Source organism: Stenotrophomonas sp. ATCM1_4, from assembly GCF_004348115.1.
In the GTDB taxonomy this organism is placed as follows: Bacteria; Pseudomonadota; Gammaproteobacteria; order Xanthomonadales; family Xanthomonadaceae; genus Stenotrophomonas; species Stenotrophomonas capsici.
Window position 1 is genome coordinate 1,185,781 of record NZ_QPFB01000001.1, and the last position, 26,401, is coordinate 1,212,181.

At 67.0% G+C, this 26,401-nt stretch carries 31 protein-coding genes and 3 tRNA genes; 23 read left to right on the plus strand and 11 right to left on the minus strand.

Annotation, left to right across the window (positions count from 1 at the left end; all coding sequences use genetic code 11):
* Nucleotides 1-14: 14 nt before the first annotated feature.
* Nucleotides 15-494: an Mpo1-like protein gene (locus ATCM_RS05635; protein WP_132863287.1), complete on the minus strand. Its 480-nt coding sequence runs from the start codon at nt 492-494 to the stop codon at nt 15-17.
* Between the two features lie 85 nt (nt 495-579).
* Nucleotides 580-1,506, minus strand: a complete 927-nt coding sequence (locus ATCM_RS05640; protein WP_165931129.1) for a phosphoribosylaminoimidazolesuccinocarboxamide synthase — start codon at nt 1,504-1,506, stop codon at nt 580-582.
* A gap of 149 nt (nt 1,507-1,655) precedes the next feature.
* Between ATCM_RS05640 and ATCM_RS05645 the strand changes: the two genes are divergently transcribed.
* From ATCM_RS05645 to ATCM_RS05700, 12 genes are all read left to right on the plus strand, one after another.
* On the plus strand, nt 1,656-1,985 hold the full coding sequence (locus tag ATCM_RS05645) for a DnaJ domain-containing protein (RefSeq protein WP_132863290.1): 330 nt from the start codon (nt 1,656-1,658) through the stop codon (nt 1,983-1,985).
* Between the two features lie 11 nt (nt 1,986-1,996).
* Nucleotides 1,997-2,671 carry a ribulose-phosphate 3-epimerase gene (gene rpe / locus ATCM_RS05650; protein ID WP_132863292.1) on the plus strand — a complete coding sequence of 225 codons (675 nt, stop codon included), beginning with the start codon at nt 1,997-1,999 and terminating at the stop codon, nt 2,669-2,671.
* A gap of 3 nt (nt 2,672-2,674) precedes the next feature.
* Nucleotides 2,675-3,166 (plus strand): GNAT family N-acetyltransferase, encoded by a 492-nt coding sequence (locus ATCM_RS05655; RefSeq protein ID WP_132863294.1) that lies wholly within the window; start codon nt 2,675-2,677, stop codon nt 3,164-3,166.
* A gap of 260 nt (nt 3,167-3,426) precedes the next feature.
* On the plus strand, nt 3,427-4,356 hold the full coding sequence (gene yegS, locus ATCM_RS05660; RefSeq protein WP_132863295.1) for a lipid kinase YegS: 930 nt from the start codon (nt 3,427-3,429) through the stop codon (nt 4,354-4,356).
* A 185-nt stretch (nt 4,357-4,541) separates the two neighbouring features.
* Nucleotides 4,542-6,017 (plus strand): anthranilate synthase component I, encoded by a 1,476-nt coding sequence (trpE, locus tag ATCM_RS05665; protein ID WP_132863297.1) that lies wholly within the window; start codon nt 4,542-4,544, stop codon nt 6,015-6,017.
* 67 nt (nt 6,018-6,084) lie between these two features.
* The gene (locus tag ATCM_RS05670; RefSeq protein WP_132863299.1) at nt 6,085-6,879 is read left to right on the plus strand and encodes an SIMPL domain-containing protein; all 795 of its coding nucleotides are present in this window, start codon (nt 6,085-6,087) and stop codon (nt 6,877-6,879) included.
* 3 nt (nt 6,880-6,882) lie between these two features.
* The gene (locus ATCM_RS05675) at nt 6,883-7,467 is read left to right on the plus strand and encodes an aminodeoxychorismate/anthranilate synthase component II (protein WP_132863301.1); all 585 of its coding nucleotides are present in this window, start codon (nt 6,883-6,885) and stop codon (nt 7,465-7,467) included.
* The gene (locus ATCM_RS05680; protein WP_132863303.1) at nt 7,464-8,114 is read left to right on the plus strand and encodes a LysE family translocator; all 651 of its coding nucleotides are present in this window, start codon (nt 7,464-7,466) and stop codon (nt 8,112-8,114) included. The genes ATCM_RS05675 and ATCM_RS05680 overlap by 4 nt, the downstream gene beginning before the upstream one ends.
* Nucleotides 8,111-8,623: a DUF1543 domain-containing protein gene (locus ATCM_RS05685; RefSeq protein ID WP_132863305.1), complete on the plus strand. Its 513-nt coding sequence runs from the start codon at nt 8,111-8,113 to the stop codon at nt 8,621-8,623. Before ATCM_RS05680 ends, ATCM_RS05685 begins: the two co-directional genes overlap by 4 nt.
* A 14-nt stretch (nt 8,624-8,637) precedes the next feature.
* On the plus strand, nt 8,638-9,675 hold the full coding sequence (trpD, locus tag ATCM_RS05690; protein WP_132863307.1) for an anthranilate phosphoribosyltransferase: 1,038 nt from the start codon (nt 8,638-8,640) through the stop codon (nt 9,673-9,675).
* A 67-nt stretch (nt 9,676-9,742) separates the two neighbouring features.
* Entirely contained in the window at nt 9,743-10,537 is a 795-nt protein-coding gene (gene trpC / locus ATCM_RS05695) for an indole-3-glycerol phosphate synthase TrpC (protein WP_132863308.1), read from the plus strand.
* Nucleotides 10,534-11,256 carry a haloacid dehalogenase-like hydrolase gene (locus ATCM_RS05700; protein WP_132863309.1) on the plus strand — a complete coding sequence of 241 codons (723 nt, stop codon included), beginning with the start codon at nt 10,534-10,536 and terminating at the stop codon, nt 11,254-11,256. The genes trpC and ATCM_RS05700 overlap by 4 nt, the downstream gene beginning before the upstream one ends.
* 136 nt (nt 11,257-11,392) lie before the next feature.
* Here ATCM_RS05700 and ATCM_RS05705 read toward each other — a convergent pair whose 3' ends face one another.
* Together ATCM_RS05705 and crp are read right to left on the minus strand one after the other, a co-directional pair.
* Entirely contained in the window at nt 11,393-12,154 is a 762-nt protein-coding gene (locus tag ATCM_RS05705) for a sulfite exporter TauE/SafE family protein (RefSeq protein ID WP_132863311.1), read from the minus strand.
* A gap of 257 nt (nt 12,155-12,411) precedes the next feature.
* Nucleotides 12,412-13,101, minus strand: coding sequence for a cAMP-activated global transcriptional regulator CRP (crp, locus tag ATCM_RS05710; RefSeq protein ID WP_132863313.1), 690 nt, complete (start codon nt 13,099-13,101; stop codon nt 12,412-12,414).
* Nucleotides 13,102-13,278: 177 nt separating this feature from the next.
* On the opposite strand from crp, the gene speD reads away from it, so the two are divergent.
* Nucleotides 13,279-14,073, plus strand: coding sequence for an adenosylmethionine decarboxylase (gene speD, locus ATCM_RS05715; protein ID WP_054667806.1), 795 nt, complete (start codon nt 13,279-13,281; stop codon nt 14,071-14,073).
* 112 nt (nt 14,074-14,185) lie between these two features.
* Nucleotides 14,186-14,500 (plus strand): multidrug efflux SMR transporter, encoded by a 315-nt coding sequence (locus ATCM_RS05720; protein WP_132863314.1) that lies wholly within the window; start codon nt 14,186-14,188, stop codon nt 14,498-14,500.
* Nucleotides 14,501-14,671: 171 nt separating this feature from the next.
* On the opposite strand, the gene coq7 is transcribed toward ATCM_RS05720, so the two are convergent.
* Nucleotides 14,672-15,316: a 2-polyprenyl-3-methyl-6-methoxy-1,4-benzoquinone monooxygenase gene (coq7, locus tag ATCM_RS05725; protein WP_132863316.1), complete on the minus strand. Its 645-nt coding sequence runs from the start codon at nt 15,314-15,316 to the stop codon at nt 14,672-14,674.
* A 203-nt stretch (nt 15,317-15,519) separates the two neighbouring features.
* Here coq7 and rplM point away from each other — a divergent pair, with 203 nt between their 5' ends.
* Entirely contained in the window at nt 15,520-15,948 is a 429-nt protein-coding gene (rplM, locus tag ATCM_RS05730) for a 50S ribosomal protein L13 (protein WP_132863317.1), read from the plus strand.
* Between the two features lie 2 nt (nt 15,949-15,950).
* Complete coding sequence (rpsI, locus tag ATCM_RS05735; protein WP_132863318.1) at nt 15,951-16,343, plus strand: 30S ribosomal protein S9; 393 nt, start codon at nt 15,951-15,953, stop codon at nt 16,341-16,343.
* A 175-nt stretch (nt 16,344-16,518) separates the two neighbouring features.
* On the opposite strand, the gene ATCM_RS05740 is transcribed toward rpsI, so the two are convergent.
* The 3 genes from ATCM_RS05740 to ATCM_RS05750 form a co-directional block, all read right to left on the minus strand.
* Nucleotides 16,519-16,593 (minus strand) — tRNA-Gln (locus tag ATCM_RS05740).
* Between the two features lie 102 nt (nt 16,594-16,695).
* Nucleotides 16,696-16,770 (minus strand) — tRNA-Gln (locus ATCM_RS05745).
* A 27-nt stretch (nt 16,771-16,797) separates the two neighbouring features.
* Nucleotides 16,798-16,874, minus strand: a tRNA-Met gene (locus ATCM_RS05750).
* A gap of 118 nt (nt 16,875-16,992) precedes the next feature.
* Between ATCM_RS05750 and ATCM_RS05755 the strand changes: the two genes are divergently transcribed.
* The 3 genes from ATCM_RS05755 to bfr all read left to right on the plus strand — a co-directional run bounded on the left by ATCM_RS05755 (nt 16,993) and on the right by bfr (nt 18,452).
* Complete coding sequence (locus ATCM_RS05755; RefSeq protein WP_132863320.1) at nt 16,993-17,601, plus strand: RNA pyrophosphohydrolase; 609 nt, start codon at nt 16,993-16,995, stop codon at nt 17,599-17,601.
* 77 nt (nt 17,602-17,678) lie between these two features.
* On the plus strand, nt 17,679-17,879 hold the full coding sequence (locus tag ATCM_RS05760) for a (2Fe-2S)-binding protein (RefSeq protein ID WP_132863322.1): 201 nt from the start codon (nt 17,679-17,681) through the stop codon (nt 17,877-17,879).
* A 102-nt stretch (nt 17,880-17,981) separates the two neighbouring features.
* Entirely contained in the window at nt 17,982-18,452 is a 471-nt protein-coding gene (bfr, locus tag ATCM_RS05765; RefSeq protein WP_132863324.1) for a bacterioferritin, read from the plus strand.
* Between the two features lie 218 nt (nt 18,453-18,670).
* Here the strand turns inward: bfr and ATCM_RS05770 are convergent, their stop codons facing one another.
* The 3 genes from ATCM_RS05770 to ATCM_RS05780 form a co-directional block, all read right to left on the minus strand.
* Entirely contained in the window at nt 18,671-21,034 is a 2,364-nt protein-coding gene (locus ATCM_RS05770) for an ATP-binding protein (protein ID WP_243694075.1), read from the minus strand.
* A 78-nt stretch (nt 21,035-21,112) separates the two neighbouring features.
* A complete protein-coding gene (locus ATCM_RS05775; protein ID WP_132863328.1) occupies nt 21,113-22,936 on the minus strand; it encodes an EAL domain-containing protein in 1,824 nt (607 codons plus the stop codon).
* A 32-nt stretch (nt 22,937-22,968) separates the two neighbouring features.
* A complete protein-coding gene (locus ATCM_RS05780) occupies nt 22,969-23,607 on the minus strand; it encodes a DUF4126 domain-containing protein (protein WP_132863329.1) in 639 nt (212 codons plus the stop codon).
* A 164-nt stretch (nt 23,608-23,771) separates the two neighbouring features.
* Between ATCM_RS05780 and ATCM_RS05785 the strand changes: the two genes are divergently transcribed.
* The 4 genes from ATCM_RS05785 to nudC all read left to right on the plus strand — a co-directional run bounded on the left by ATCM_RS05785 (nt 23,772) and on the right by nudC (nt 26,348).
* Nucleotides 23,772-24,512 carry a DUF6776 family protein gene (locus ATCM_RS05785; protein ID WP_132863330.1) on the plus strand — a complete coding sequence of 247 codons (741 nt, stop codon included), beginning with the start codon at nt 23,772-23,774 and terminating at the stop codon, nt 24,510-24,512.
* A 2-nt stretch (nt 24,513-24,514) separates the two neighbouring features.
* A complete protein-coding gene (locus ATCM_RS05790; RefSeq protein WP_132863332.1) occupies nt 24,515-24,949 on the plus strand; it encodes a polymer-forming cytoskeletal protein in 435 nt (144 codons plus the stop codon).
* Between the two features lie 32 nt (nt 24,950-24,981).
* The gene (gene erpA, locus ATCM_RS05795; RefSeq protein ID WP_132863333.1) at nt 24,982-25,368 is read left to right on the plus strand and encodes an iron-sulfur cluster insertion protein ErpA; all 387 of its coding nucleotides are present in this window, start codon (nt 24,982-24,984) and stop codon (nt 25,366-25,368) included.
* Nucleotides 25,369-25,439: 71 nt separating this feature from the next.
* Nucleotides 25,440-26,348 (plus strand): NAD(+) diphosphatase, encoded by a 909-nt coding sequence (gene nudC / locus ATCM_RS05800; protein WP_132863335.1) that lies wholly within the window; start codon nt 25,440-25,442, stop codon nt 26,346-26,348.
* Nucleotides 26,349-26,401: the final 53 nt, after the last annotated feature.

The following is a 26,401-nucleotide window of genomic DNA, read 5'->3' on the forward strand; positions in this document are numbered from 1 at the left end:
GCCGGCCCTTTGCATCAGTAGCGCCAGCCGAACTGGCGGAACAGCTTGGCCAGCACCCAGATCGGCCCGATCAGCAGGTAGGTCAGGTCGGTCAGGAAGCTGGGCCGGCGGCCCTCGATCTTGTGGCCGATGAATTGTGCGATCCACGCCACCACGAACACGCCGATGGCGATGCGCAGCAGCATCGGGATGCCCAGTCGGTCTTCCAGCAGGCGGCACAGGCAGCCGCTGACGAAGAACAGGAACAGCATGCCGATGCCCAGCGGGCGGGACAGGCGGTTGTAGTAGGCCCAGGTGCCGAACATGGCCAGGGCGGCCCAGATCCCGTGCTGGAACCAGGGCATCAACGGCGGGATGCACCACAGCAGGGCGATCACCGACCACAGGATGGCCGGCACCGCGACCACGTGGATGGCTTGGTTGGTTTCATTGCGGTGGTCGCCGGAGTAACTGGCGAAATAGCGGTCCACCGGACGCGCGGTACTCATGTCCATACTCCCTCCCGGATGTGGCCGGCAGAGCATAGCGCGCCTTCCCTACGGGCGCGCATGGTTGCCCAGGCGCGCCCCCGGGGCGGGATCAGTCGAGGTGGATCCCGGCCAGCTTCTGCAGTGCCTCGGCGTATTTGTCGCGGGTACGCCCGATCACCTCGGCCGGCAGCGTCGGGCCCGGCGCGGACTTGCCCCAGTCCAGCGTCTCCAGGTAATCGCGGACGAACTGCTTGTCGTAGCTGGGCGGGCTGATGCCCACCTGGTACTCGTCGGCCGGCCAGTAGCGCGAGGAATCCGGGGTCAGCATCTCGTCCATGATGTACAGGCGGCCGTCGGCGTCGGTGCCGAACTCGAACTTGGTGTCGGCCAGCAGGATGCCGCGCTCGGCCGCGTACTCGGCGGCGAACTTGTAGATGCGCAGGGTGGCGTCACGCACCTTCTCGGCCAGGTCCGCGCCGACCGCCTTGACCATCGCGTCGAAGTCGATGTTCTCGTCGTGGTCACCGACGGCGGCCTTGGTGGACGGGGTGAAGATCGGCTCCGGCAGCTTCTCGGCCTGCTGCAGGCCATTGGGCAGCTGGATGCCACTGATCTTGCCGGTGCGCTGGTAGTCCTTCCAGCCACTGCCGATCAGGTAGCCGCGGGCGATGGCTTCCACCGGGACCGGCTTGAGCTTCTTGGTCACCACCGCGCGCTTGGCGTACAGCGCCGGGTCCACGCCTTCGGGCAGCACGCTGGCCACGTCGATGCCGGTCAGGTGGTTGGGCATCAGGTGGGCGGTCTTGGCGAACCAGAAGTTGGAGACCTGGCACAGCATCTCGCCCTTGCCCGGGATCGGGTCGGGCAGCACCACGTCGAACGCGGACAGGCGGTCGGTGGCCACGATCAGCAGGTAGTCGCCCGGGGGAGTACCGGCAGGCAGGCGTTCGCGCGGGATATCAAACACATCACGCACCTTGCCGCGATGGCGCAAGGGCAGGCCGGGAAGATCGGATTGCAACAGCGTGGTTGGCACGGGCACTCCTGGGACTTGGCTATGAAGCCGCCGGCACGGAGGGACCCTTGGGGCCCGCGGCAGGACGGCGGGCGGCCTAGTGTAAAGCCGGATTGGGCCGCTGTGGCATAAAATGCAGGGCCCGCCCGCCCTGAATCGCCACCCCGCCCATGCGCTGGTACGGAAAACTGCTTGGTTTCATCGCCGGGGCCCTGCTTTTCAGGCCCAATCCGCTGTTTGGCGCGGTGATCGGCCTGTTGCTGGGGCATGCCTTCGACAGTGACTGGTTCAAGCTGGGCAAGGACCTCCCGTACCGTGAACTGGGGGTCACCCGCGACGCCACCGACGCCGAGATCGACCTGGCCTACCGCCGCCTGATCTCCCAGTACCACCCCGACAAAGTGGCCGGCGCCGCGCCTGAACTGCGCGAACAGGCCGAAAAGAAGGCGCGGCAGATCAACGCCGCCTACGACCGCATCAAAACCCTGCGCAAGCGCTGAAAGGCTTTCCCATGTCCAACTGCATCATCGCCCCGTCCATCCTGTCGGCCAACTTCGCCAAGCTGGGCGAGGAGGTCGACAACGTCATCGCCGCCGGTGCCGACTGGGTCCATTTCGACGTGATGGACAACCATTACGTGCCCAACCTGACCATCGGCCCGATGGTCTGCCAGGCGCTGCGCAAGCATGGCGTGACCGCGCCCATCGACGTGCACCTGATGGTCGAGCCGGTGGACCGCATCGTGCCGGACTTCGCCGAGGCCGGTGCCAGCCTGATCAGCTTCCACCCGGAGGCCAGCCGACACGTGCACCGCACCATCCAGCTGATCAAGTCGCACGGCTGCAAGGCCGGCCTGGTGCTGAACCCGGCCACCCCGGTGGAAGTGCTGGACTGGGTGCTGGAAGACCTGGACCTGGTGCTGCTGATGTCGGTCAACCCGGGCTTCGGTGGCCAGGCCTTCATCCCGTCCACGCTGGACAAGCTACGTGCGGTGCGCGCGATGATCGACAAGCTCGGCAAGCCGGTGCTGCTGGAAGTGGACGGTGGCGTGAAGGCCGACAACATCGGGCAGATCGCCGCCGCCGGTGCCGATGCCTTCGTCGCCGGTTCGGCCATCTTCAATGCGCCGGACTACGCCGAGGTGATCGCGAAGATGCGCGGCAACGTCGCGGCGGCGCGGGGCTGACCCATGGCTGCGCGCGGCTTGCAGATCCGTCCGGCCACCGCCGATGACGCAGGCCTGATCCTGCATTTCATCCGCGAGCTGGCCATCTATGAGAAAGCCGAATCCTCGGTGCAGACCGACGAGGCCGGCATCCGCGCCAGCCTGTTCGGGCCGGACGCCAAGGCGCAGGCGCTGGTGTGCGAGCGTGACGGGCAGGCCATCGGCTACGCGGTGTTCTTCTACAACTATTCCACGTGGCTCGGCCGCAACGGCATCTACCTGGAAGACCTGTACGTGAGCCCGGAGCAGCGTGGCAGCGGTGCCGGCAAGGCGCTGCTCAAGCACATCGCGCGGTTGGCGGTGGCGCAGGGCTGCGGGCGCTTCGAATGGTCGGTGCTGGATTGGAACACGCCGGCCATCGCGTTCTACCGCGCCGCCGGCGCGTTGCCGCAGGACGAATGGACGGTCTACCGGCTGCAGGGGGATGCCCTGCGACAGTTCGCCCAATCCGAATGAGGGACAGTGCCGGGGCCGTGCGCGGCATCGGCCTTCCCGGCCATGTCCGGCGCAGCAGGGCTGCGCGCTGCGGGACGGGGCAAAAAGAAAGCCGCAGTGCTGCCACTGCGGCCGGGGAATTCATTCGGAGGCTGATCCTGCCTCCATCCGTCGTCCTTGCTATGGGCTCCCATTCTCCGGGGAGTTGATGACGGGCATGTGACATTCACCGGATGCATTGCCGGTGCCTGCTAGCCTGCGCGCCTTCGATGGAGAGCCGCATGCCAACGCCCCCCTGGTTCCTGATCCTCAACGGCAAGTCCGCCGGCGATGACGCCGTGCGCGATGCGGTCGCGTGCGTACGTGACCGTGGCCAACCACTGTTGGTACGGGTGACCTGGGAAGCCGGTGATGCGGAGCGCTACGTGCACGAAGCCATCGCCGCGGATGCGGCGGTGATCGTTGCCGGCGGCGGGGATGGCACCTTGAGCGAGGTGGCCGAAGCACTGGCACATACCGGCGAAGCGGCGGCCGCCTTGCCGGCGCTGTCACTGCTGCCGCTGGGCACGGCCAACGACTTCGCCACGGCAACGGGCATCCCGGTCGAGCCATTGGCGGCGCTGGATCTGATCAGCAGCAGCGGCGCACGGCCGATCGACCTGTTGCAGGTGGACGGCGACGGTGCGGTGCATTGGTGCGCCAACCTGGCCAGCGGTGGCTTCGGCACCGAGGTTACGGTGGAGACCCACGACGGCCTGAAGAAGATGCTCGGCGGCCTGGCTTACGTCATCACCGGCATCGCCCGGCTGGGCAGGATCGAGCCGATCCGCGCCCGCATCCATGGCGAGGGCTTCCAGTGGGAAGGCGGCTTCATCGCGCTGGGCCTGGGCAACGGTCGCCAGGCCGGTGGCGGCCAGGTGCTGTGCCCGGACGCGGTGCTGGATGACGGCCTGCTGGAGCTGACCGTGGTTCCCGAGCTGTCCGGGGAGCTGGTGTCGACCCTGGGCACCCTGTTCAGCGACGGCAAGCACGCTGCGCTGGAGCAGGTGGCCGAACGCGCCCGGCTGCGTGAGGTCTGGATCGAGGCCGAGCGGCCGATGACCCTCAACCTGGACGGCGAACCCCTGCAGGCGCGCCGTTTCCATGTGCGCTGCGAGGCGGGGCGGGTACGGATGCATCTGCCGGCTCCCACCCCCCTGCTGTCCGGATGAACCGTTTCCGTTGCAAGCAATGGATCATGCTGCGGACGCACACCGCGGCCCATTCTTGCGGTAGAGTTGCCCGGTGCCCATTCTGACGACCAAGCGTTCCCTTTCTTCCGCTCGCCGCTGGTGGCGATGGTGGCCCGTTGCCGTCGTCCGTCCCGCCACCGTCGTTTCCCGGAAGGAAAGCCGTCTTGATCTCGCAAGAGCAGTTCCAGCAGCAGGCCGCTGAAGGCCACACCCGCATCCCCGTCGTCCGCGAAGTGCTGTCCGACCTGGACACGCCGCTCTCGGTTTACCTGAAGCTCGCCGACGGCCCGTTCACCTATCTGTTCGAATCGGTCGAAGGCGGCGAGCGCTTCGGGCGCTATTCCATCATTGGCCTGCCGGCCCGCCGCATCTACAGCTTCCGTGGCCACACGCTGGAGACCAGCGAGCTGGGCGAGGTGATCGAACGTCGCGACGTCGCTGACCCGTTGGCCGAGGTGGAAGTGCTGCGCGCCCAGCATTCGGTGCCGCAGTTCGAAGGCCTGCCGGGCTTCACCGGTGGCCTGGTCGGCTGGTTCGGCTTTGAATGCATCCAGTACATCGAGCCGCACCTGGGTGCCGGCGACAAGCCCGACGAGCTGGGCACGCCGGACATCCTGCTGATGCTCTCCGAAGAGCTGGCGGTGTTCGACAACCTCAAGGGCCGGCTGTACCTGATCGTGCATGCCGATCCATCACAGCCGCAGGCGTGGGCGCGCGCCAACCGTCGCCTCGACGAACTGGCGCACCGGCTGCGCCAGGGCGGCGCCGGCTACCCGCAGGCGCAGGTGTCCGATGCGATCGACGAGCAGGACTTCAAGTCCTCCTTCACCCGCGAGCAGTACCACGACGTGGTGCGCAAGGCGCAGGAGTACGTGCGCGCCGGCGACATCTTCCAGGTGGTGCCCAGCCAGCGCCTGCGGGTGCCGTTCCGCGCGCGCCCGATCGACGTGTACCGCGCGCTGCGTGCGTTGAATCCGTCGCCGTACATGTATTTCATCGATGTCGGTGGCACCCAGGTGGTGGGTTCCTCGCCGGAGATCCTGGCGCGCCTGCGCGATGGCGTGGTCACCGTGCGCCCGATCGCCGGTACCCGCCCGCGTGGCGCCACCCCGGAGCTGGACCAGGCGCTGGAGGCCGAGCTGTTGGCCGATCCGAAGGAACGCGCCGAGCACGTGATGCTGATCGACCTGGGCCGCAACGACGTCGGTCGCATCGCCGAGCCCGGTACGGTCAAGGTGGGCGAGCAGTTCGTGATCGAGCGCTACAGCCACGTCATGCACATCGTCAGCGAAGTCACCGGCACGCTGAAGGCGGGGCTGAGTTACAGCGACGTGTTGCGCGCGACCTTCCCGGCCGGCACCGTCAGCGGCGCGCCGAAGATCCGCGCGCTGGAGATCATCCGCGAGCTGGAACCGGTCAAGCGCAACGTGTACTCCGGCGCGGTCGGTTACATCGGTTGGCACGGTGATGCCGACACCGCCATCGCCATCCGCACCGCGGTGATCCAGGACGGCCACCTGTACGTGCAGGCCGGTGGCGGCGTGGTCTACGACTCCGACCCGGATGCCGAGTGGCACGAAACCATGAACAAGGGCCGTGCGTTGTTCCGCGCGGTGGCGCAGGCGGCGAAGGGTTTGTGAGTCCTGCTTCAACGTCTTCCGTTTCCGGCGTCAATGCTGTTCCTCTCACCATGACAAGGAGTGCCGCATGAAGTTTTCCCGCATGTTGCTGTGGTCAGCGTTGCTGGTTGCCGTGGTTCCGCACGCGTGGGCCCAGGCCAACTCCGTTCCCTCGCAGCCGCATCTGCTGGTGAAGGGGGACGCAAGCCGCAAGGTGATGCCGGATCGCTTCGTGGTGAAGATCGCACTGGAATCGGTGGATATGCAGACAGATATCGCTCGCCGCAAGGTTCAGGACAATGCCGAGCGGATCGTGGGTTTGTTCGCCAAGCACGGTGCCATCGCCGAGACGGTGCGCATGGACAACCTGAGCATCGAGCCGTCCACGCGTTACAAGGAGGATGAGGAAGTGTTCGAGGGCACGGCTGTCAGCCGTGACCTGGAAGGCGCCTTCGGGAATCCAGAGCAGTTGCGGGACTTTCTTGCCGAGTTGAAGGCCAGCAAGGAGGTTCAGGTGCGGACCGCTACCCCGCTGTATTCGGGGGAGTCGCGCCTGCGCGCTGAGCTTAAGGCCGAAGCCGCTGCACAGACACGGGCATCGGCCAAGGGGCTTGCCGATGCCTACGGGGCGAAGATTATTGGCCTTTACACGATTTCCGACGTTGCCCCAAGTTTTGCCTACGGCGTGCAGGCCGGCAGCTGGCCGAGCGCCAACAACGGAGGGGATTTCTACGCGCGTGGCGGCTCGTTGGATCGGGTGCAGGTGTCCGGTAGCCGCAACCAGGCTGCGGCTGCGCCTGCAGCGGGCGAGCTGCTCACGGCCGCCCCCATCACCTACACCGAAAATGTTTACGCCATCTTCCTGATTAGCGACGGAAACTGAACCATGCTGTTGATGATCGACAACTACGACAGCTTCACCTTCAACCTCGTGCAGTACCTGCAGATGCTCGGTGCCGAGGTGAAGGTGGTGCGCAATGACGCGATGAGCGTCGAGCAGATCGCCGCGCTCAAGCCGTCGCACATCGTGGTCTCGCCAGGGCCGAAGACGCCCAACGAAGCCGGCGTGTCGCTGGAGGTGATCCGCCAGCTCGGCCCGAGCATCCCGGTGTTCGGCGTGTGCCTGGGCCACCAGAGCATTGGCCAGGTGTATGGCGGTGACGTGATCCGTGCCAGCAACATCATGCACGGCAAGACCTCGCCGATTCGCCATGAAGGCAAAGGCGTGTTCGCCGGCCTGCCGGACCGCTACGAGGCCACCCGCTACCACTCGCTGGTGGTGGACAAGGCCACGCTGCCGGCCGAGCTGGAGATCACCGCCTGGACCGAGAACCCGGACGGCTCGATGGAGGAAATCATGGGCCTGCGCCATCGCCGGTATCCCGTGGAAGGCGTGCAGTTCCATCCCGAATCCATCCTCACCCAGCACGGCCATGCGCTGATGAAGAACTTCCTGGATCGCACGGCATGATGATCGAGCCGTCCCAGCTGCTGTTGTTCATGCTGGCCGGCTGGGTGCTGAACCTGACCCCGGGCCCGGACGTGCTCTACATCATCAGCCGTTCGCTGCGTGGCGGGCGCCGTGCCGGCTTTGCCGCGGTGGCCGGCATCAGCACCGGTTGCCTGGTCCACGTGGCGCTGGCATCACTGGGGCTGGGCGTGCTGCTGGCCACTTCGGCGACGTTGTTCATGGTGGTCAAGGGCGTCGGCGCCGCCTACCTGTTGTGGGTCGGCATGCGCCTGCTGCTGGCCAAGGGCAGCCCGGACACCCTGCAACAAGGCGTGGATGCCGGCGGCGGCGCGGGCTCGTGGTGGCAGGTGTTCGCCGGTGGCTTCCTGACCAATGTGCTGAACCCGAAGGTGGTGCTGTTCTTCCTGGCCTTCCTGCCGCAGTTCATCTCGCCGTCGGTGCAGAACAAGACGCTGGCCTTCGCCATGCTCGGGCTGATCTTCACCGTCAACGCGCTGCCGATCACCGCGCTCTACGTGCTGGCGGCCGACCGCATGCGCAGCAGTCGCTGGGCCGCGCGCGGCATGCAGTGGCTGGACAAGGTGGCCGGCGTGCTGTTCATCGGCTTTGGCGTGCGCCTGGCATTGAGCGCGAGGCCGGTGCCATGAGTGATGCCGACCTGCGCCTGTTTGTGGTGATGCTGGGTGGGCGCCATGCCCGCGCCAACACCGAAGTGCACGACGTCGTGTTCGCCGTGGCACCCAGCATCGAGCAGAGCTACCCGCAGCTGCGCCAGCAATGGTTCGGCGAGCGGGCCGGGCTGCACCTGGATTCGTGGATGACCGTCGATGGGGTGGAGCAGTGGCAGGTGCGCCTGTCCACCGAAGCGCCCGCCGCCGAGGCACCCCGGCTGTACTTCGTGAACCTCGGTGGCTACGTTGCCGGCGAGTTCGGCGAGGCCCATCGCTACCTGCTGGTGGTCGCCGGCGACAGCGTCGATGCCAAGCGCAAGGCGCTGGCGCAGGCCGAAGCGGAGTGGATCAAGCCGCACCGTGACGCGCTGCTGGACGTGGACAGCTGCCTGCCGGTCGGCCCGATCGGCGGCCTGCACGTGCAGCTGCTGCCGGGCCCGCATGCCGGCATCCACAGCCAAAGCGACTACATCGTTATTTCCTGATTCCTGGAGTTGTCATGACCCTCACCGCGCAGGAAGCCCTGCAACGCACCATCGAGCACCGCGAGATCTTCTTCGACGAGATGGTCGACCTGATGCGCCAGATCATGCGCGGGGAAGTCTCGCCGACCATGACCGCGGCCATCCTCACCGGCTTGCGGGTGAAGAAGGAGACGGTCGGTGAGATCGCCGGCGCGGCCACGGTGATGCGCGAGTTCGCGTTGCCGGTGGCGGTGCAGGACAAGACCCACCTGGTCGACATCGTCGGCACCGGCGGCGATGGCTCGCATACCTTCAACATCTCCACCTGCTCGATGTTCGTGGTGGCCGCGGCCGGCGCCAAGGTGGCCAAGCACGGCAACCGCAGCGTGTCCTCCAAGTCCGGCAGCGCCGATGCGGTGGAGGCGCTGGGCGCGATCATCGAACTCAACCCGGGGCAGGTCGCGCAGGCCATCGAGCAGACCGGCATCGGCTTCATGTTCGCGCCGATGCACCACCCGGCGATGAAGGTGGTGGCACCGGTGCGCCGCGAGATGGGCGTGCGCACCATCTTCAACATCCTTGGCCCGCTGACCAACCCGGTCGGGGCCACCAACATCCTGATGGGTGTGTTCCATCCCGACCTGGTCGGCATCCAGGCGCGCGTGCTGCGCGAGCTTGGTGCCGAGCGCGCGCTGGTGGTGTGGGGACGCGACAACATGGACGAGATCTCGCTGGGGGCCGGCACGCTGGTCGGCGAACTGCGCGATGGCAAGGTGCGCGAGTACGAGATCCATCCGGAGGACTTCGGCATCGCCATGTCCGCCAGCCGCAACCTGAAGGTCACCAACCCGGAAGAGTCCATCGCCATGCTGCGCGGCGTGCTCGACAATGTGCCGGGCCCGGCCAATGACATCGTCGCGCTCAATGCCGGCGCGGCGCTGTACGTGGCCGGTGTGGCCGACAGCATCGCCGATGGCCTGGCCCGTGCCCGCGCGGTGATCGCCGATGGCAGTGCCCGCGCCCGCATGGAACAGTACGTGGCCGCCACGCGCCGGCTGGCCGCTGTCATTTGAACCCCGGGTCGCCCCGGTCCTCCCGATCACCCGCGCCCGCAACGCCCGTCTTCCAGGAAGCAGAACCATGAGCGACATCCTCAACACCATCCTCGCCCGCAAGTCGCAGGAGGTGGCGCAGCGCAGCGCCCGCGTGCCGCTGGCCGAGTTGAAGGCGCGCGTGGCCGACGCCTCGCCGGTGCGCGGCTTCGCCAATGCGCTGCAGGCGGCCATCGCCAACGGCGACCCGGCGGTGATCGCCGAGGTCAAGAAGGCCAGCCCATCCAAGGGCGTGATCCGCCCGGACTTCCGCCCGGGCGAGATCGCGGTGAGCTACGAGTTCGGCGGCGCCAGCTGCCTGTCGGTGCTGACCGACGTGGACTTCTTCCAGGGCGCCGACGCCTACCTGCAGGAAGCGCGCGAGGCCTGCACGCTGCCGGTGTTGCGCAAGGATTTCGTCATCGATCCCTACCAGGTGGTGGAAGCGCGCGTGCTGGGTGCCGACTGCATCCTGCTGATCGTCTCGGCGCTGGATGACCGCCAGCTGGCCGAACTGTCCGACCTGGCGATGCAGCTGGGCATGGACGTGCTGGTCGAGGTGCATGACATCGACGAGCTGGAGCGCGCCATCCAGGTGCCGGTGCCGCTGGTGGGCATCAACAACCGCAACCTGCGCACCTTCGAGGTCTCGCTGCAGACCACGTTGGCGATGAAGGATGCGGTGCCGCGTGACCGCCTGCTGGTCACCGAAAGCGGCATCCTCGGCCCGGCCGACGTGGCGACCATGCGCGGGGCAGGCGTCAATGCCTTCCTGGTCGGTGAGGCCTTCATGCGGGTCGAAGAGCCGGGCGAGGGCCTGCGTCAGCTATTCTTCCCGGCATGACCGAGTCCTACCCTGTTCCCCGCGACGATGCCCCGCTGGTCGTCTTCGATTTCGATCACACGCTCTACGACGGTGATTCCGGCAGCCACCTGTTCGCCTGGCTGATCAAGCGCAACCCGCTGCGGATGCTGGCCGCGCTGCTGATCACGCCCATCGCCGGCCCGCTCGTGGCGATGCTGCCGACCCGCCGCATCGGGATCTCCGCCTATGTGTGGGTGGCCACCTTCGGCCTGCACAAGGCACGCGAGTTCAACAGCGTGATCGACCAGTACGTGCTCAGGCACGAGGCGGAAATCCGCCGCAAGCTGCTGCCGCATGCGCTGGACGTGTTTGCCGCGCATCGCCGTGCCGGCGACCGGGTGGTGGTGGCCACCGGCGCGCCGCCGGAACTTGCCCGCGCCATCCTGGCCTTCGTCGCCCAGCAGGGCGTGCCGGTGATCGGCAGCGAGGTTGGCCCGCGCCTGGGCGCGGTGGGTGCCACCCGCCACTGCCACAACGAGGAAAAGATGCGCATGCTGCGCGAGCGCGGTTATGGCGACATCGCCATGGCCTATTCGGACAGCACCGCCGACCTGCCGCTGCTCAAGGCCGCCAAGGCCCCGGTGGTGGTCAATCCCAAGCATTCGCGCGTGGCGTACTTCGGCAAGGTGCTGCCGGCCGGCACGCCGATCCTCAACTGGGGCTGCGTCGGCCGCGGCGGCGATCCGCTGCCGAAGTAACGAACGGTTCTCCCGCGCGGGGTGAAGGCATGCGGCTTGCGAGCCATTGGCCCGTGCATGGCCGAACGCCACGCGCGCTGTGCGTGGCCGGGGCGCGCAGCGAGGTGCGCAACGGGCGGACGTGCGGCTTCTGTGCTCAGCCGGCGCGCAGCTTCAGCACCGCCATGCCGATCTGGAACAGGCTGATCGACAGCACCAGCACGCCCACGGCGACCAGCACCCAGCGCTCCTTGACCCGCTTCACCAGCAGCGCCGCCACCGGCGCGGCCATCATCCCGCCGACCAGCAGGCCGGCGACGATGGACAGGTGCTGCAGCCCCATCGAGAGCAGGAAGGTGATCGAGATCGACAGCGTCACCACGAACTCGGCCGCGTTGACCGAGCCGATGGTGGTGCGCGCCTGCCCGCCGCGGGCCAGCAGGGTGGAGGTGGCCACCGGGCCCCAGCCGCCGCCGCCGCTGGCGTCCAGCAGGCCGGCGAAGAAGCCCAGCACCGGTACCCGCTTCACTTCCTGGCGCGGCGCGAACCTGCCGGCCGCACGGGCCAGGATGAAGACCGCCAGCACCAGCAGGTAAAGATAGATGAACGGCCGGACCACCTCGCCGGGCAGCTGGGTGAGCACATAGGCCCCGATCGCCCCGCCGACCGCGCCGGACACGGCCAGGCGCAGGAACAGCCGCTTGTCGACGTTGCCGGCGACCAGGTGCGAGACCCCGGACGCGCCGGTGGTGAACACCTCGGCGGTATGGATGCTGGCGCTGACCGCCGCCGGTGGCAGCCCCATGCTCAGCAGGACCGAGGACGAAATCAGTCCGAACGCCATCCCCAGCGCGCCGTCCACGAGTTGGGCGCCCAGGCCGATCAGGATGAACCAGTAAAACTCGGTGCCGAATTCCATTCCCTGAGCCTGCGGGCTGGGGCAGGGTAGGTCAAGGCGCAGCGCCCAGGCTGACCGGCTTCAGTGACAGTGGCAGGCCGGGGGTAACGCTCCGGCAACGTCGTGGTCGTGGCCTACGGGCAAGCGACCGTGGGCGGTGCGGTTGTCGGCGCGATGGACCTGTCGGCCCTTTGCGGCAAAGGGCGTGAGGGTGTGAGATTCAACGGGGCGCCCAATGTTCGCCCCCTGTAGCAAACATCGGGTGGGGTGGGTCGGGCTCAGCGCGTTCCGTACAGGACCACGGTCTTGCCGCGGGCATGCAGCAGCCCGTCGGCCTGCAGCTTCTTCAGCACGCGCCCGGCCATTTCACGGGAGCAGCCGACCAGTCGGGCGATCTCCTGGCGGGAGACGCGCAGCTGGGTGCCCTGCGGATGGCTCATCGACTCCGGCTCCTTGGCCAGGTCGTGCAGGGTGCGGACGATGCGGTCGGTCACGTCCAGGAAGGCCAGGCGGCTGGCCTTGCGGCTGGTGTGCAGCAGCCGGCGGGAGATCTGCGAGCCGATGGCGTACAGCAGCTTCGGCGCGTCGGTGGACAGCGGCCCCAGGAACAGCTGGTGCAGCCGCTCGTAGCTGATTTCGGCCAGCTCGCACGGCGTGCGGGTACGCAGGATGACTTCACGCTTTTCCGACTCGATGAACAGGCCCATTTCGCCGACGAACTCGCCGGCGCCGAAGTAGCCCAGCACCAGCTCCCGGTCATCTTCCTCCTCGGCGATGATGCTGACCGAGCCGCTGACCACGTAGTACATGGTCCCGGCGGGGTCGCCCGGGCGGAACACATCGGTGCGGGCCGGATAGCGCCGGCGGTGGCTATGGGCCAGGAAGCGGTCGATGGTCGCGATATCCAGCGCAAGCGGGCTGGAGGCGAGGCGCACATTGGTCACAGTGTTTGTGTTCCCAGGGCTCATGTTTGGAGTCCATAAATGAATGAACTTGACGGAGTTCACAAAAAGAATGAACTTGCTTAATGGGCAAGCTTAACGAGCCCGATCATAAGGGGCAAACGGCCTTACGTGGGAACCGTATCGCGGGGGGGAACTTTGCCCCATAATTCGCGCTTTCCACCATCTACAGGATCGACCGCCGTGGTCAAGCCTTTGCCTCGCCTGAGGTTGCAAGGATTCAACAACCTCACCAAGGCCCTGAGCTTCAACATCTATGACGTCTGCTATGCGCGTACCGAAGAGGAGCGCCAGCGTTATATCGAGTACATCGACGAGGAATACAACGCCGATCGTCTCACGCAGATTCTCACCGATGTGGCCGAGATCATCGGCGCAAACATCCTCAACATCGCGCGTCAGGATTATGACCCGCAGGGTGCATCGGTCACGATCCTCATTTCCGAGGAACCGGTGATCGACAAGAAGGCCGCCGGCAAGGAGCTGATCTCCGACGCCGTGGTCGCGCACATGGACAAGTCGCACATCACCGTGCATACCTACCCGGAGACCCATCCGCAGGAAGGTATCGCCACGTTCCGTGCCGACATCGACGTGGCCACCTGTGGCGTGATCTCGCCGCTGAAGGCACTGAACTACCTGATCGAGAGTCTGGAATCGGACATCGTGATCATGGATTACCGCGTGCGTGGCTTCACCCGTGACGTGAAGGGCAAGAAGCACTTCATCGACCACAAGATCAACTCGATCCAGAACTTCCTGGCCAAGAACATCAAGTCGCGCTACGAGATGTTCGACGTCAACGTCTACCAGGAAAACATCTTCCACACGAAGATGCACCTGAAGGACTTCGACCTGGACCAGTACCTGTTCGAAGAGAAGGCCAAGAACCTGTCGTTCAAGGAACGCATGAAGATCGAGGCGCTGCTGCGCCGTGAGATCGAAGAGCTCTTCCACGGCCGCAACCTGGCCGAGTAAGCACAGGCAACACCGGCGGGACGGCCCGCCCTGCAGTCACTGCAGAACGAAACCGACGGCGGCCCGGTGCGGAAGTACCGGGCCGCTTTGTTCTTGAATGAGGAAAACAACGATGCCCTGGATCTACCTGCTGCTCGCCGGCGTGTTCGAGATCGGCTTTGCACTGGGCCTGAAGTACAGCGAAGGTTTCACCCGGCCGCTGCCCAGCGTGATCACCGTGGTGATGGCCGGCATCAGCCTGTGGCTGTTGACCCAGGCACTGCGCACCATTCCGGTGGGCACCGGCTATGCGGTATGGACGGGCATCGGCGCGATCGGCGTGGCCATCGCCGGCATGCTGCTGTTCGGCGACAGCACGTCGTGGCCGCGGCTGCTGTGCATCGCGCTGATCGTCTCCGGTGTCATCGGCCTGAAGCTGGTCAGCTGACCCGTAGTGCCGAGCCAGGCCCGGCAGGTTCTGAGGGCGTGTCACGGCCGGGCAGGCGCGCTCTACCCGGAATCCAGGGAATGCCGAGACACGCTCGGCATGGGCTTCACCGACATGTCGCAGCGAGGCATGACACCGGTCGGCCGGGCTGTCCCCCCCCTGACGAATGTCTCAAATTCGATACGCCACCGACTTCATCGCCCGGGAGGCCAGGGCCATCACCGAGGGGATCGGGAACGGCAGCTTGCGCGCGCCGGCATGCTCGGCGTGTTCGGCATGGCGGGCCTCGTCGAGCTTCATCACCTTCAGGATCTCGCGGCTGCGCTGGTCGGCCGGCGGCAGGGTCTCCAGGTGCTCGTCCAGGTGCGCTTCGACCTGGCGCTCGGTCTCGACCACGAACCCCAGGTTCCAGCCATCCCCGCGCAGGCCGGCCAGGGTGCCGATGGTGTAACTGCCGGCATACCACAGCGGGTTGAACAGGCTGGGGCGGCTGCCCAGTTCGCGCAGGCGATCGGCGCACCAGCTCAGGTGATCGGTCTCCTCCTGTGCGGCCGCCAGCAGGTGTTCGCGCGTGGACGGGTCGCGGGCGACCGCCGCCTGGCCGAAGTACAGGCCCTGGGCGCAGACCTCGCCGACATGGTTGATCCGCATCAGGCCCGCTGCATGGCGGGTTTCGGCGGCGTCCAGCACCACCTCGGGGGTGTCGCCGGCCGGGTTCGGGCGTGCGGCCGGCGGATTGCCGAACACCGTGTCCAGGGCGCGCTGGGCTTCGGTCAGCAGGTGGTCCAGGGGCGTCTGTATGCGGGCAGCGGTCATGGCGGGCCGGTGGAGTGGGGTGGCCCGATTCTCGCCCCTGGTCCCTGGCCTGCCAAGGGCACCCGGGCCAGGGGTTGGGGATAACTTGCGCCGGCCCGGCGACCCCGGTACAATCCCGCGCTTCTGTTTCACCATTCACAACGCGTGGCAAAGTTCCGGTGGGATCCTCCGCCGCAATCCGCCCGACCTACCTTGAGTTCTTTATGAGCACTTTCACTGCAAAGAACGAGACCGTCCAGCGCGACTGGTACCTCGTTGACGCCGCCGGCAAGACGCTGGGCCGTCTGTCCACCGAGCTGGCTCGCCGCCTGCGTGGCAAGCACAAGCCGACCTACACCCCGCACGTTGACACCGGTGATTACCTGGTCGTCATCAATGCCGAGAAGATCGCCGTCACCGGCAAGAAGCTGAAGGACAAGAAGTACCATCGCTTCACCGGCTACATCGGCAACCTGAAGACCGAAACCCTGGAGCAGGCGCTGGAGCGTCACCCGGAGCGCGTGATCGAGATCGCGGTCAAGGGCATGCTGCCGAAGGGCCCGCTGGGTCGTCAGATGTACCGCAAGCTCAAGGTCTACGCCGGCACTGAGCATCCGCACGCCGCACAGCAGCCGCAGGTTCTGGATATCTAATCATGGCTATCACTCAAAACTACGGCACTGGCCGCCGCAAGTCCTCCACCGCCCGCGTGTTCCTGCGCAAGGGCACCGGCAACATCACCGTCAACGGCCGTCCGCTGGACGAGTTCTTTGGCCGTGAGACCGCGCGCATGATCGTGCGCCAGCCGCTGGAACTGACCAAGAACACCGAGAGCTTCGACGTCATCGCCACCGCTGCTGGCGGCGGCACCACCGGCCAGGCCGGTGCGATCCGTCTGGGCATCGCGCGCGCGCTGGTCGAGTACGACGCAACCCTGAAGGTTGAGCTGCGCAAGGCTGGCTTCGTGACCCGCGACGCCCGTGAAGTCGAGCGTAAGAAGGTCGGCCTGCACAAGGCACGTCGCGCCACCCAGTTCTCCAAGCGTTAATCGCCTTGGGCTGGGATTCTTCGGAATCCCCCTGGGAAAGCAAAAGCCCGGCTTCGGCCGGGCTTTTGTCGTTTCCGCGGTGTGGATCCGGCGCGGGTGTTCACCTTGCTGGAATCTTCCGGGCCCGGTCGATGCATAAAAAAAGACCCGATCTTTCGATCGGGTCTTTCGTGTCTGGCAGCCCCGGAAGGATTCGAACCTCCGAATGTCTGAGTCAGAGTCAGATGCCTTACCGCTTGGCGACGGGGCTGTGGTGCAGCGCGATTATCGCACATCCGGCCCGATGGTTGGGCATTGGCGCGAGAGGGTGGAACAGAAAAGGCCTGATCTTTCGATCAGGCCTTTTTGTGTCTGGCAGCCCCGGAAGGATTCGAACCTCCGAATGTCTGAGTCAGAGTCAGATGCCTTACCGCTTGGCGACGGGGCTGTAGTGCAGGTGGAACCTGCGTTCCCATGGTGGCTATGGGTGGACTCGAACCACCGACCCCAGCATTATGAGTGCTGTGCTCTAACCGGCTGAGCTACATAGCCTTGGGAGCCGGTAATTCTGGTGGTGCCGCGTCATTCTGTCAACAGATTTTTTCGCGCTTGTGGCCTGCGCAAGGCCATGGCAGAGTCCTCGGCAGTAGAAATTTTAGGAGTCCGCATCGTGATCGATCCGGACGGCTATCGACCGAATGTCGGCATTGTGCTGATGCGGGAGGATGGGCAGGTGTTCTGGGCACGACGCGTGCGCCGGGATGGCTGGCAGTTCCCGCAGGGCGGAATGAATACCGACGAAACGCCTGTCGAAGCCATGTACCGCGAGCTGCAGGAGGAAACCGGCCTGCTGCCCGAACACGTCGAAGTACTGGGGGCGACCCCCGGATGGCTTCGCTACCGGCTGCCCAGCCGGGCCGTACGCCGCAACGAACGCCAGGTCTGCATCGGCCAGAAGCAGGTCTGGTTCCTGTTGCGCCTGACCGGCGACGAGGCGCATGTGCGCCTGGACCAGACCGAGACCCCCGAGTTCGATCATTGGCGCTGGGTGGATTTCTGGTACCCGGTCGAGCATGTGGTGATCTTCAAGCGCGGTGTCTATGCCCGTGCGTTGCGGCACCTGGCGCCATTGGCGCGGGGCATCGCCGGGTCCGGCGTGCAGTCGATGCCGACATCGGCGCTGGAGGCATGGCTGCCGGGCAATACCGCCGGGCACGACCGGCCGCGCAAGCGGCAGCGGCGGCAGGGGCCATGGCGGAAGAAGATTAATAATGATTAACGGCTGGAATTGACAACCATTATCATTTGCGGTGGAATGCGCTCAGCCAATCAAGGCTGTCCAACGAGCAAGCATCCGTGTACGTCTGCATCTGCAATGGGGTTACCGATCACCAGATCCGTGAAGCCGCGCTTGCCGGTTGTGACAGCGTGGCCGAACTGACCATGCGCACCGGATGCGGCTCCAATTGTGGCTCCTGCCTGGACATGGCCGCAGGCCTGCTGGAGCAGGCGCGGCTGACCCGCGAGTTGCCCTTGCCGATGTTGCAGGCCGCCTGAGCCTGCCCGCGCCCGCGGCGGCTAATGATCACGATTCGCGTTCCTTCATTGCGCGCCGACAACGGGTAGAGTTCGCCCGTTCACATCGTCGGAGTCCGTGCCATGAAAGGCGACGCCAAAGTCATCGAGTTTCTCAACAAGGTCCTCTACAACGAGTTGACCGCGATCAACCAGTACTTCCTGCACGCCAAGATGCTGAAGAACTGGGGCCTGAAGGAACTGGCCGAGCACGAGTACAAGGAATCGATCGACGAGATGAAGCACGCCGATGCGCTCTCCGATCGCATCCTGTTCCTCGAGGGACTGCCGAACTTCCAGGCGTTGGGCAAGCTGCGCATCGGCGAGAATCCGACCGAGATCCTGAAGTGCGACCTGGCCCTGGAGAACGAGGCCGTCGTGGTGCTGCGCGATGCCGTGGCCTACGCCGAGTCGATCAGCGACTACGTCAGCCGCGAGCTGTTCGTGAAGATCCTCGATTCGGAGGAGGAGCACATCGATTGGCTGGAGACCCAGCTGGACCTGATCGAGCGCATTGGTGAGCCGAACTACCTGCTGACCAAGATCGACGACTGAGTTCCGGCGTCTCGCCACGACGGCGTCATGTGCGGTGGATGACCGCGCATGGCGCCGTTGTCGTTTGTGCGGCTTGGTGCCTGGGGCGGCGTTGCCGTGTCGCGTTGAGCGGATGTGCCGGGTGCGGACGGGGTTGGGGACGGGGCCGGGATTCCATCCCGGCCCGCGCAACCGGTAGCCAAGGCGCAGGGCTGGCGGGGACCTTCGTCCCGCCGGTGTCAGGACTGCGGCAGGCCGTGCTGGTAGGCGGCCAGGGCGATGCGGGCGCGGGCGAATTCGGCGATCACCAGCGCGGCCATGACCGTCGGGCGTTCCAGCGTGCCGGTGCGCGCGGCGTGTTCGATGCGGCGGGCGGCATCGGACAGGGCCTGCGCACCGACATTGCCGCTGGAAGACTTCAGGCTGTGCGAGATCTCGCGGATGCGCTCGTTGTCCGCCATCGCGGCAGCCTGCTGCAACTGTTCGACCAGGCGGGGCGTTTCGTCCAGGAACAGGGCGATGATCGCGCCGGTTTCATCGCCGGCTATCTCGAACAGCTCGTCCAGCACGGTGGTGTCCAGCACGGCCATGGCCGGCACGTCGGCCGGGCCAGGTGACGGGGGCGCCGCGGGGGCGCTGGGGACTTCTGAAGGCATGGGCGTGTCGGTCGTGGTGGTGGCAGCGGGCGGCAGGTGCCGATGGCGTTGCAGGCAGGCCTGCAGTTGGGCGCGTGAGATGGGTTTGGAGAGGTAGTCATCCATGCCGGCATCCAGGCAACGCTGGCGGTCGCCGGCCATGGCGTTGGCGGTCATGGCGATGATCGGCAGCCGCGCGCTGCCGGTGCTGGCCTCGTGCGCGCGCCAGCGGCCGGTGGCGGCATAGCCGTCCAGTACCGGCATCTGGCAGTCCATCAGCACGGCCTCGTAGTCGTGCCGGCGCAGCTTGTCCAGGGCAATGGCCCCGTTCTCGGCGGCGTCGGGGATGCAACCCAGGACCTTGAGCAGCTTCTGCGCCACCATCAGGTTGACCGGGTTGTCCTCGACCAGCAGCACCTTCATGCCGGTCAGATCGACGTTGTCGGTCGCGGGAAGCGCCTCGGGCGCAGCCGGCATGAGCGTTGGCGCGCTGATAGCCGGCGCAGCTGGCGTGGCAGGGGGAGCGGGAACCGGCGGGGTCGTCGGTACCGCGTCGGGCGCGGCAGTGGCTTGAACGTTCGTGGCCGTGGCAACAGGTGCGATGCCGGTCGCAATCGATGCTGCCGGCGCATCGTCGTGGCGCGGTGCGACCACCCGTGGTGCCGCCAGCGCCTGGCGCAGCTGTGCGTCGGCCAGGTGTTTGGGCAGCAGTATCGCCGCGCCGGTCTGCACGTCCTCGGCTGGCAGCGCATCACCCTGCAGCCACACCAACCGGGGAGCGGTATTGCCCATGCGCTCGACGGCACGCCGCAAGGCGACCGCACTGCCGCGCTGGGACTCCAGGTCGCCGATGACGGCATGGAAGCTGCTGCTGGTGGCGGGGTTGCGCAGGTACTCCAGGGCTTCCTGCAGGCCCGGCGCCGCCAGCGGCTCGTAGCCCCAGGTGGCGAGGATGCGCTCGAAGCGCTGGCGCAGGCGTTGTTCGGGCAGCAGCAGCAGGACCTTGCGGGGCTTGCCGAGGTGATCGGGTTGCTGCAGGTCGCCGATGACCTTGAGCAGCGGGATCTCGAACCAGAACGTGGCGCCGCGCCCCGGCTGTGACTGCACGCCGATGGTGCCGCGCATCAGGTCGATGATGCGCTTGCAGATGGCCAGGCCCAGCCCGGTGCCGCCGTACAGGCGGGTGGTGGAGGCGTCGGCCTGGGTGAAGGCATTGAACAGGCGTTCCTGCTGCGCGCTGTCCAGGCCGATGCCGGTGTCGCGCACCTCGAAGCGCAGCTGGTGCTGCGCCGGGGTCTCGCCGAGCCGCTTGACGTTGACCTGCACGCTGCCGCGCTCGGTGAACTTGATCGCATTGACCAGCAGGTTGCCCATCACCTGGCGCAGCCGCACCGGATCGCCGCGCACCGGCAGGCGCACGGCCGGATCGATGTGCAGCGACAGGCGCAGGCCCTTGTGTTCGGCGGCGCGCTGCATCAGCAGCAACATGCCTTCCAGGGTCTCACGCAGGTTGAAGGTGGTGATCTCCAGCTCCAGCCGGTTCGCCTCGAGCTTGGAGTAGTCCAGGATGTCATCGACGATGCGGAACAGCTGCCGTGAACTCTCGGTGGCCGTGTTGAGCATGTTGCGCTGCTCCGGATCCAGCGGTCCCTGCGAGACCATCTCCAGCATCGGCAGGATGCCGTTGAGTGGCGTGCGGATCTCGTGGCTCATCGTGGCCAGGAATTCACCCTTGGCCAGCGTGGCGGCCTCGGCGGCCTGCTTGGCCTGCAGCAGTTCCTGCTCGAGCTTGCCGTGGCGCTGCTCGGCCTGGCGCAGGCGATTGCCTTCCAGCTGCAGCTCATCGTGCTGCAGCTGCAGGGCATGTGCAGCGCGTGCCAGGCCATTGCCGCTGATCGCCGCCAGCAGCGCGGCGATGGCCGCGGCGATAGCGGCCGCGCCACCGGCCACGGCCGGCACCTGCGGCAGCCAGGCGGTGGCAGCGGAGGCCGCCGCGCAGCCGGCGGCCAACAGCGCCCAGTTGCGCGCTCCCCCGTGGCCGGCCACTTACAGCACCGCGTTCTGGAAATCGAAATTGAGCTCGGCGCCGGCGTGCTGCACGACGTTGCCCTGGATGAAGTCCACGCCCCCCATCCACATCGCCGCGGCGGCCTGCGGGTCTTCGATCTGCTGGCCGATGATCTGCACGTTGGCGCGGTGGGCCAGGTCGATTGTGGTGCGCAGCTCATCGCGCAGCTTCTGGCTGGTGTGGCTGCCGGCGTAGCGCGCGGCCATGCGCACGTAGCTCAGCGGCAGCTGGGTCAGCAGGGCGTTGGCTTCATCGCCGGGTTCGAACTGGCTCAGGCAGAACTGCACGCCGGCCGGCATCAGCCGTGCGCAGAACTGCTGCAGGCCGACCACGTGCACGAGTGCATCGGACAGGCGGACGTCGATGACCAATCCGTTGCCGGCGACCTGGCGGTCCTGCAACGCCTTGAGCAGCCAGTCGGCATAGGCACCGCGGGCCAGCGTGCGCAGCGACTGGGACACGAACAGGCGCATCGGCGGGGTGGCGAACTGGTACAGGTGCAGCAGGCCGAGCGCGTGTTCGACCACCTGCTGGTCGAGGTCGGCGATGCGGCCGGCGGCTTCGGCGGCCGGGATCACCTGGCCGGCCGAAAGCAGGGTGCCGTTGCTCTGGCGCAGGCGCAACAGCAGCTGGTACTGCGCCGTGTCGCTGCCGGCGACGGCGACGATGGGCTGGTAGGCCAGCTCCAGCTGGCCGTCCAGCAGGGCCAGGTGTTCCTTGTTCTGGGCCTCGTCCTCGGGCACGTAGGCAGCGCTGCCGGTATGGCTCAGGCGCGCCTGCAGGGTAGTGCGCTCGACCGCTTCCAGCGCGTTGTCCGCGTCGGCGAAGCCCTGCGACAGGCGGGCATGGCCGACGGCGCAACGCAGGAAGACCGATTCTTCCTCGCGTGCGGAGAACGGCTGCGCGGACAGGATAGTGCGGGTGAACTGGGCCAGTTCCTCGACCTTGGTCTCGTCCAGGTCGCGCGCCAGCAGCAGGAAGCTGTTGTCGTTCAGGCGTGCCAGCTGGTAAGGCTTGAGCCCGCCGAACAGGCGCTGCGCGGCCTGCACCATCAGCCGTTCGAAGCTGGCGTAGCCGTAACGCTCGCGCAGGCCCAGCGCGCTGGCGATCTCGATGAACAGCAGTCCGCCGCTGGCCGAGGCCGCCAACGCCGCCTGCAGCTGCTGCATGACGTTGTGGCGCGTGGGCAGGCCGGTTTCCGGGTTGTTCAACAGCGGGCCGGGCTCGCTGCGGCCGGCCGGCTGCATGCGGTTGCGGCGGATCCGGTTGGCGACCGCGGCGACCAGGTGGCGAGGGCGGATCGGCTTGACCAGCACGTCGTCGGCACCGCAATCGAGTACTTCGAACTGGCGGTCCGGGTCGGCTTCACCGGTCAGGAACACGATCGGCAGCAGCTGCTGCTGCGGATGCTGGCGGATCATCGCGGTCAGGCGCATGCCGTCGATGCCGGGCATGTGCAGGTCCATCAGGATCAGGTCGGGGCGGTGCTCGGTGATGGCCTGCTGCACGCCGTCGACATCCATCTGCACGAAGGCCTGCATGCCGGCGCCATGCAGCACGCTCTGCGCGAACAGCGCCTGGGAGCGGTTGTCCTCGATGATCAGTACCCGGTACGGCGCTTCGGCATCGGTGGCCTGCGCCGGATCGGCGGCCGGGGCGTCCTCGCCGCTGCTGCGGATCTGCGCCTGCACGGCTTCGGCCGGCGGCGCATTGCGCACGCTCCAGCGCTGCCAGTAGCCGGCGGGCGGGGTTTCCGCACGAATGGGTCGGGCGGTCGGGGTCGGGGTGTCGGTGCTTGCCATTTCTGCTCCCGGTGGGCCGGGCGATTATGCGTTCAGGAAGAGGGTGGCAGCGACCGTTCGCCACTGCCGGAAAGGGGAGGCGTCGCCGCCGGGGCCGCGAACAGGCGCTTGAGGCCGCGCCACAGCATGCGCCAAACCAGCCAGACCACCAGCGCTCCGAGGATGCTGGCGCCCAGCACGAAGCACAGTGCCAGCCACGGATGCGCCAACGCCAGCGCCAGGCCGCCGACGACCACGGTGTCCTCGGCGACGGAGGCGACCCAGTTGCTGGCCGGCTCGGGCGAGGTGTTGAGCAGGGCGCGGGTGCCGGACTTGAGCCCATGGCTGGCCAGCGCGACGCCGGCGCCGGCAACGAGGGCGCCGGTGCCGAGCTGGCCGTCCGGCGACAGCGTGGCGGCGGCCAGGAACGCCCCGGCGGGCACGCGGGCCAGGGTCTGGACCAGGTCCCAGATCGAATCCACGCCGGGGATCTTGTCGGCGAAGAACTCGGCCGCGGCCAGCGCGGCGGAGGTGCCCAGCACCCACCACGATTCGGTGGCCTGCAGGGCCGGAGGCAGGTCCACCCAGCCCAGCAGCCCGGCCAGGCCGACGCCGAACACGGTCAGGTAGACACGGATGCCGGCCAGCCAGGCCAGCAGGATGCCGATGACGAATATGTGGGCTTCGGTCATGGGAGGGGCCGCGTGCGAACCGTGAGCAGGGTCCCAACTATCGGATATGCCCGCGATGATTGCCAGATGCGCGGGTACAGGCGTCGGCCATCGACTCTCGTTTACACTGGCCCGTCGTTAGTCAGACCGAGCAAGGCCGCCCTGCCGGGGCGCCGGAGCCTGCCATGAGCCCTCGACCCACTTCCCGTTTCCAGATCACCCCCCGTGGCGGCGCATCGGCGCGGCCGGGCTGGGTGCCGCTCGCGCTGCTGGCCGGTGCCTGGCTGTTGTCACTGCTGCTGGTGGGCTGGTTGTCGGCGCGCTATGCCTCCCCCGATGCCGGAGGCCTGCGCGAGAAGCTGCGCCAGGCCGAGAGCCAGGTGAAGGTGCAGCGGGACAAGGTCGAGGAACTGCAGCAGCGCCAGGCCACGCTGGAGGCCTCGGACAAGATCAGCCGCGCCGCCAACACCGAGGTGCAGGCCTCACTGGCCGAGCGCGACGAGGAAATCGCCGGCCTGCGCGCCGATGTGGCGTTCTACGAGCGGCTGGTGGGTTCGACCAGCCAGCGCAAGGGGTTGAACACCCATTCGATCGAGTTTTCCCCCGAGGCCGCGGGCAGTTGGCACTACAACATCGTGCTCACCCAGAACCTCAACCGTGGCGCGATCAGCCAGGGGCAGATGCGGTTCTCGGTCGAAGGCGTGAAGGACGGCAAGCTGACCACGGTCAGCTGGGACGACCTGCACCAGCAGAAAAGTGCACCCGGCAAGGACTATTCGTTCCGCTACTTCCAGCAACTGGACGGTAGCGTGATGCTCCCCCGGGATTTCACCCCGCAACGTGTGCGAGTCTCGCTCACCGGGCCTGGGGGAGGCGCCACACAGACATTTGATTGGAAACTCGCCGGCAACGGCAGAGGGGAGTAACTATGTTCGGAAGCAAGTCCAGCCGCGACAACCACCTGGTCGTGGACGCCCTGATCGGGCCGCAGGTGGAGATCAGGGGTGACGTCGTATTCAGCGGTGGCCTGTACGTGGAAGGCCGCATCCTGGGCAAGGTGATCGTCGAGGACGGTGGCAACGGCACCCTGACCCTGGCCGAGCAGGGCCATATCGAGGGCGAGGTGCGGGCCACCGTGGTGGTGCTCAGCGGCCGCCTGGACGGTGACGTCCACGCCAGCGAGCGGATCGAGCTGACCCCCAGCGCCCGGGTGACCGGCAACGTGCATTACCAGGTGGTGGAGATGAGCGCCGGCGCGCAGCTCAATGGCCGCCTGGTGCATGCGGCCGCGATGGCCGCGCTGCCGCCGCCGGAGGACAAGCCGGCCGGCAAGGCGAAGAAAACTGAAGCCTCCGAGGCTTGAAAGCCCGCTGCCCGGCCCCCATGCTGGGCAGCATGAGTACGTTAGTGTCCCTGCCCGGCGTCCAGCCGGCGCCTGATTACCAGTCCCTGGACCGCCCGCTGAACTTCACGGCTTCGGCGGCATCGAAGGTGCGCGAGTTGATCCAGGACGAGGGCAATGCCGCCCTGGCCCTGCGCGTCTACATCCAGGGCGGTGGCTGCTCGGGCTTCCAGTACGGGTTCGAGTTCGACGAGAACCGTGCCGAGGACGATCTAGCGGTGGTCACCGAGGGCGTGACCCTGCTGGTCGACCCGTTGAGCCTGCAGTACCTGATGGGCGCCGAGGTGGACTACACCGAGAGCCTGACCGGCGCGCAGTTCGTGATCCGCAACCCGAACGCCCGCACCACCTGCGGCTGCGGCAGCAGCTTCTCGGTCTGATCCGCTGATCCACGCCATGCGTGGCATCGCCGTGCTTGCGGTGGGCGCGCTTTGGCGGCAGGCTCTGGGCGATGTCGACTCCTGACCGTACATTTTCCGGATACGCCTTTGCCGGCGTGCCACTGGACCGTGCCGATGCACTGCGCGGTGATGCCGAAGCGCTGGCGCGGCTGTGGCCGCAGGCCAAGGTGCTGGTGCTGGATGCCGATGGCACCGCATTCGCCGATGGTGAAGGGCAACCCTTCATCGCCGAGGGCCACGCACTGGGCGGCGGGCCGGGTGCGGCGACCTTCCTGGGCCGTGATGGCAATGGCCACCCGTGGTTCGCCGCCGAGGCGACCGGGCTGACCCTGCAGGCGCCGGGGCGCATCGACCTGCGGCTTGCCGCGGCCACCTGGCCGCCGGAACTGGCCGATATCTTCTGTTACGCGCGCGGGATGTCGTACTGGCATTCGCGCAACCGGTTCTGTGGCGTCTGTGGCGCGGCGATCCGCTTTGGCCGCGCCGGCTTCATCGGCCATTGCGACCAGTGCGGCACCGAGCATTACCCGCGCGTGGATCCGGCGATCATCGTCGCGGTGGAAAACCAGGGCCGCCTGTTGCTGGGGCGGCAGTCCAGCTGGGCGCCGCGCCGCTATTCGGTGCTGGCCGGCTTCGTCGAGCCCGGCGAGAGTTTCGAGCAGACGGTGGCCCGCGAGGTGTTCGAGGAATCGCAGGTGCGGGTGCTTGCCTCGCGTTACCTGGGAACCCAGCCGTGGCCGTTCCCGGGGGCGTTGATGGTCGGTTTCATGGCCACCGCCGAGGACGACACGCCACGTGTCAACGGCGAGCTGGAGGACGCGCGTTGGTTCAGCGTCGAAGAGGTCGGTGCGGCGCTGCAGCGCGAGGCCAACGACGACGGGCAGGGCATCCTGCTGCCGCCACGCATCTCGATCGCGCGCAGCCTGGTCCAGCACTGGTACGAGCGGCAGGGAGGCTGATCCGGTGGCGATCCCGGGCGTACGCCATGTGATGGCAGGGCCTACAATCGCCA

What these genes read in the sequence shown, in the direction of transcription:
- ATCM_RS05680 (WP_132863303.1), top strand. Translation starts at nt 7,464, where the DNA reads ATGATGATCGAGCCGTCCCAGCTGCTGTTGTTCATGCTGGCCGGCTGG.
- rpsI (WP_132863318.1), top strand. Translation starts at nt 15,951, where the DNA reads ATGGCTATCACTCAAAACTACGGCACTGGCCGCCGCAAGTCCTCCACC.
- ATCM_RS05645 (WP_132863290.1), top strand. Translation starts at nt 1,656, where the DNA reads ATGCGCTGGTACGGAAAACTGCTTGGTTTCATCGCCGGGGCCCTGCTT.
- ATCM_RS05685 (WP_132863305.1), top strand. Translation starts at nt 8,111, where the DNA reads ATGAGTGATGCCGACCTGCGCCTGTTTGTGGTGATGCTGGGTGGGCGC.
- ATCM_RS05775 (WP_132863328.1), bottom strand. Translation starts at nt 22,936, where the DNA reads ATGGCAAGCACCGACACCCCGACCCCGACCGCCCGACCCATTCGTGCG.
- coq7 (WP_132863316.1), bottom strand. Translation starts at nt 15,316, where the DNA reads ATGACCGCTGCCCGCATACAGACGCCCCTGGACCACCTGCTGACCGAA.
- ATCM_RS05720 (WP_132863314.1), top strand. Translation starts at nt 14,186, where the DNA reads ATGCCCTGGATCTACCTGCTGCTCGCCGGCGTGTTCGAGATCGGCTTT.
- rpe (WP_132863292.1), top strand. Translation starts at nt 1,997, where the DNA reads ATGTCCAACTGCATCATCGCCCCGTCCATCCTGTCGGCCAACTTCGCC.
- ATCM_RS05670 (WP_132863299.1), top strand. Translation starts at nt 6,085, where the DNA reads ATGAAGTTTTCCCGCATGTTGCTGTGGTCAGCGTTGCTGGTTGCCGTG.
- erpA (WP_132863333.1), top strand. Translation starts at nt 24,982, where the DNA reads ATGAGTACGTTAGTGTCCCTGCCCGGCGTCCAGCCGGCGCCTGATTAC.
- ATCM_RS05655 (WP_132863294.1), top strand. Translation starts at nt 2,675, where the DNA reads ATGGCTGCGCGCGGCTTGCAGATCCGTCCGGCCACCGCCGATGACGCA.
- ATCM_RS05700 (WP_132863309.1), top strand. Translation starts at nt 10,534, where the DNA reads ATGACCGAGTCCTACCCTGTTCCCCGCGACGATGCCCCGCTGGTCGTC.
- crp (WP_132863313.1), bottom strand. Translation starts at nt 13,101, where the DNA reads ATGAGCCCTGGGAACACAAACACTGTGACCAATGTGCGCCTCGCCTCC.
- bfr (WP_132863324.1), top strand. Translation starts at nt 17,982, where the DNA reads ATGAAAGGCGACGCCAAAGTCATCGAGTTTCTCAACAAGGTCCTCTAC.
- ATCM_RS05675 (WP_132863301.1), top strand. Translation starts at nt 6,883, where the DNA reads ATGCTGTTGATGATCGACAACTACGACAGCTTCACCTTCAACCTCGTG.
- ATCM_RS05785 (WP_132863330.1), top strand. Translation starts at nt 23,772, where the DNA reads ATGAGCCCTCGACCCACTTCCCGTTTCCAGATCACCCCCCGTGGCGGC.
- ATCM_RS05790 (WP_132863332.1), top strand. Translation starts at nt 24,515, where the DNA reads ATGTTCGGAAGCAAGTCCAGCCGCGACAACCACCTGGTCGTGGACGCC.
- ATCM_RS05705 (WP_132863311.1), bottom strand. Translation starts at nt 12,154, where the DNA reads ATGGAATTCGGCACCGAGTTTTACTGGTTCATCCTGATCGGCCTGGGC.
- ATCM_RS05780 (WP_132863329.1), bottom strand. Translation starts at nt 23,607, where the DNA reads ATGACCGAAGCCCACATATTCGTCATCGGCATCCTGCTGGCCTGGCTG.
- trpC (WP_132863308.1), top strand. Translation starts at nt 9,743, where the DNA reads ATGAGCGACATCCTCAACACCATCCTCGCCCGCAAGTCGCAGGAGGTG.
- rplM (WP_132863317.1), top strand. Translation starts at nt 15,520, where the DNA reads ATGAGCACTTTCACTGCAAAGAACGAGACCGTCCAGCGCGACTGGTAC.
- trpD (WP_132863307.1), top strand. Translation starts at nt 8,638, where the DNA reads ATGACCCTCACCGCGCAGGAAGCCCTGCAACGCACCATCGAGCACCGC.
- nudC (WP_132863335.1), top strand. Translation starts at nt 25,440, where the DNA reads ATGTCGACTCCTGACCGTACATTTTCCGGATACGCCTTTGCCGGCGTG.
- yegS (WP_132863295.1), top strand. Translation starts at nt 3,427, where the DNA reads ATGCCAACGCCCCCCTGGTTCCTGATCCTCAACGGCAAGTCCGCCGGC.
- ATCM_RS05635 (WP_132863287.1), bottom strand. Translation starts at nt 494, where the DNA reads ATGGACATGAGTACCGCGCGTCCGGTGGACCGCTATTTCGCCAGTTAC.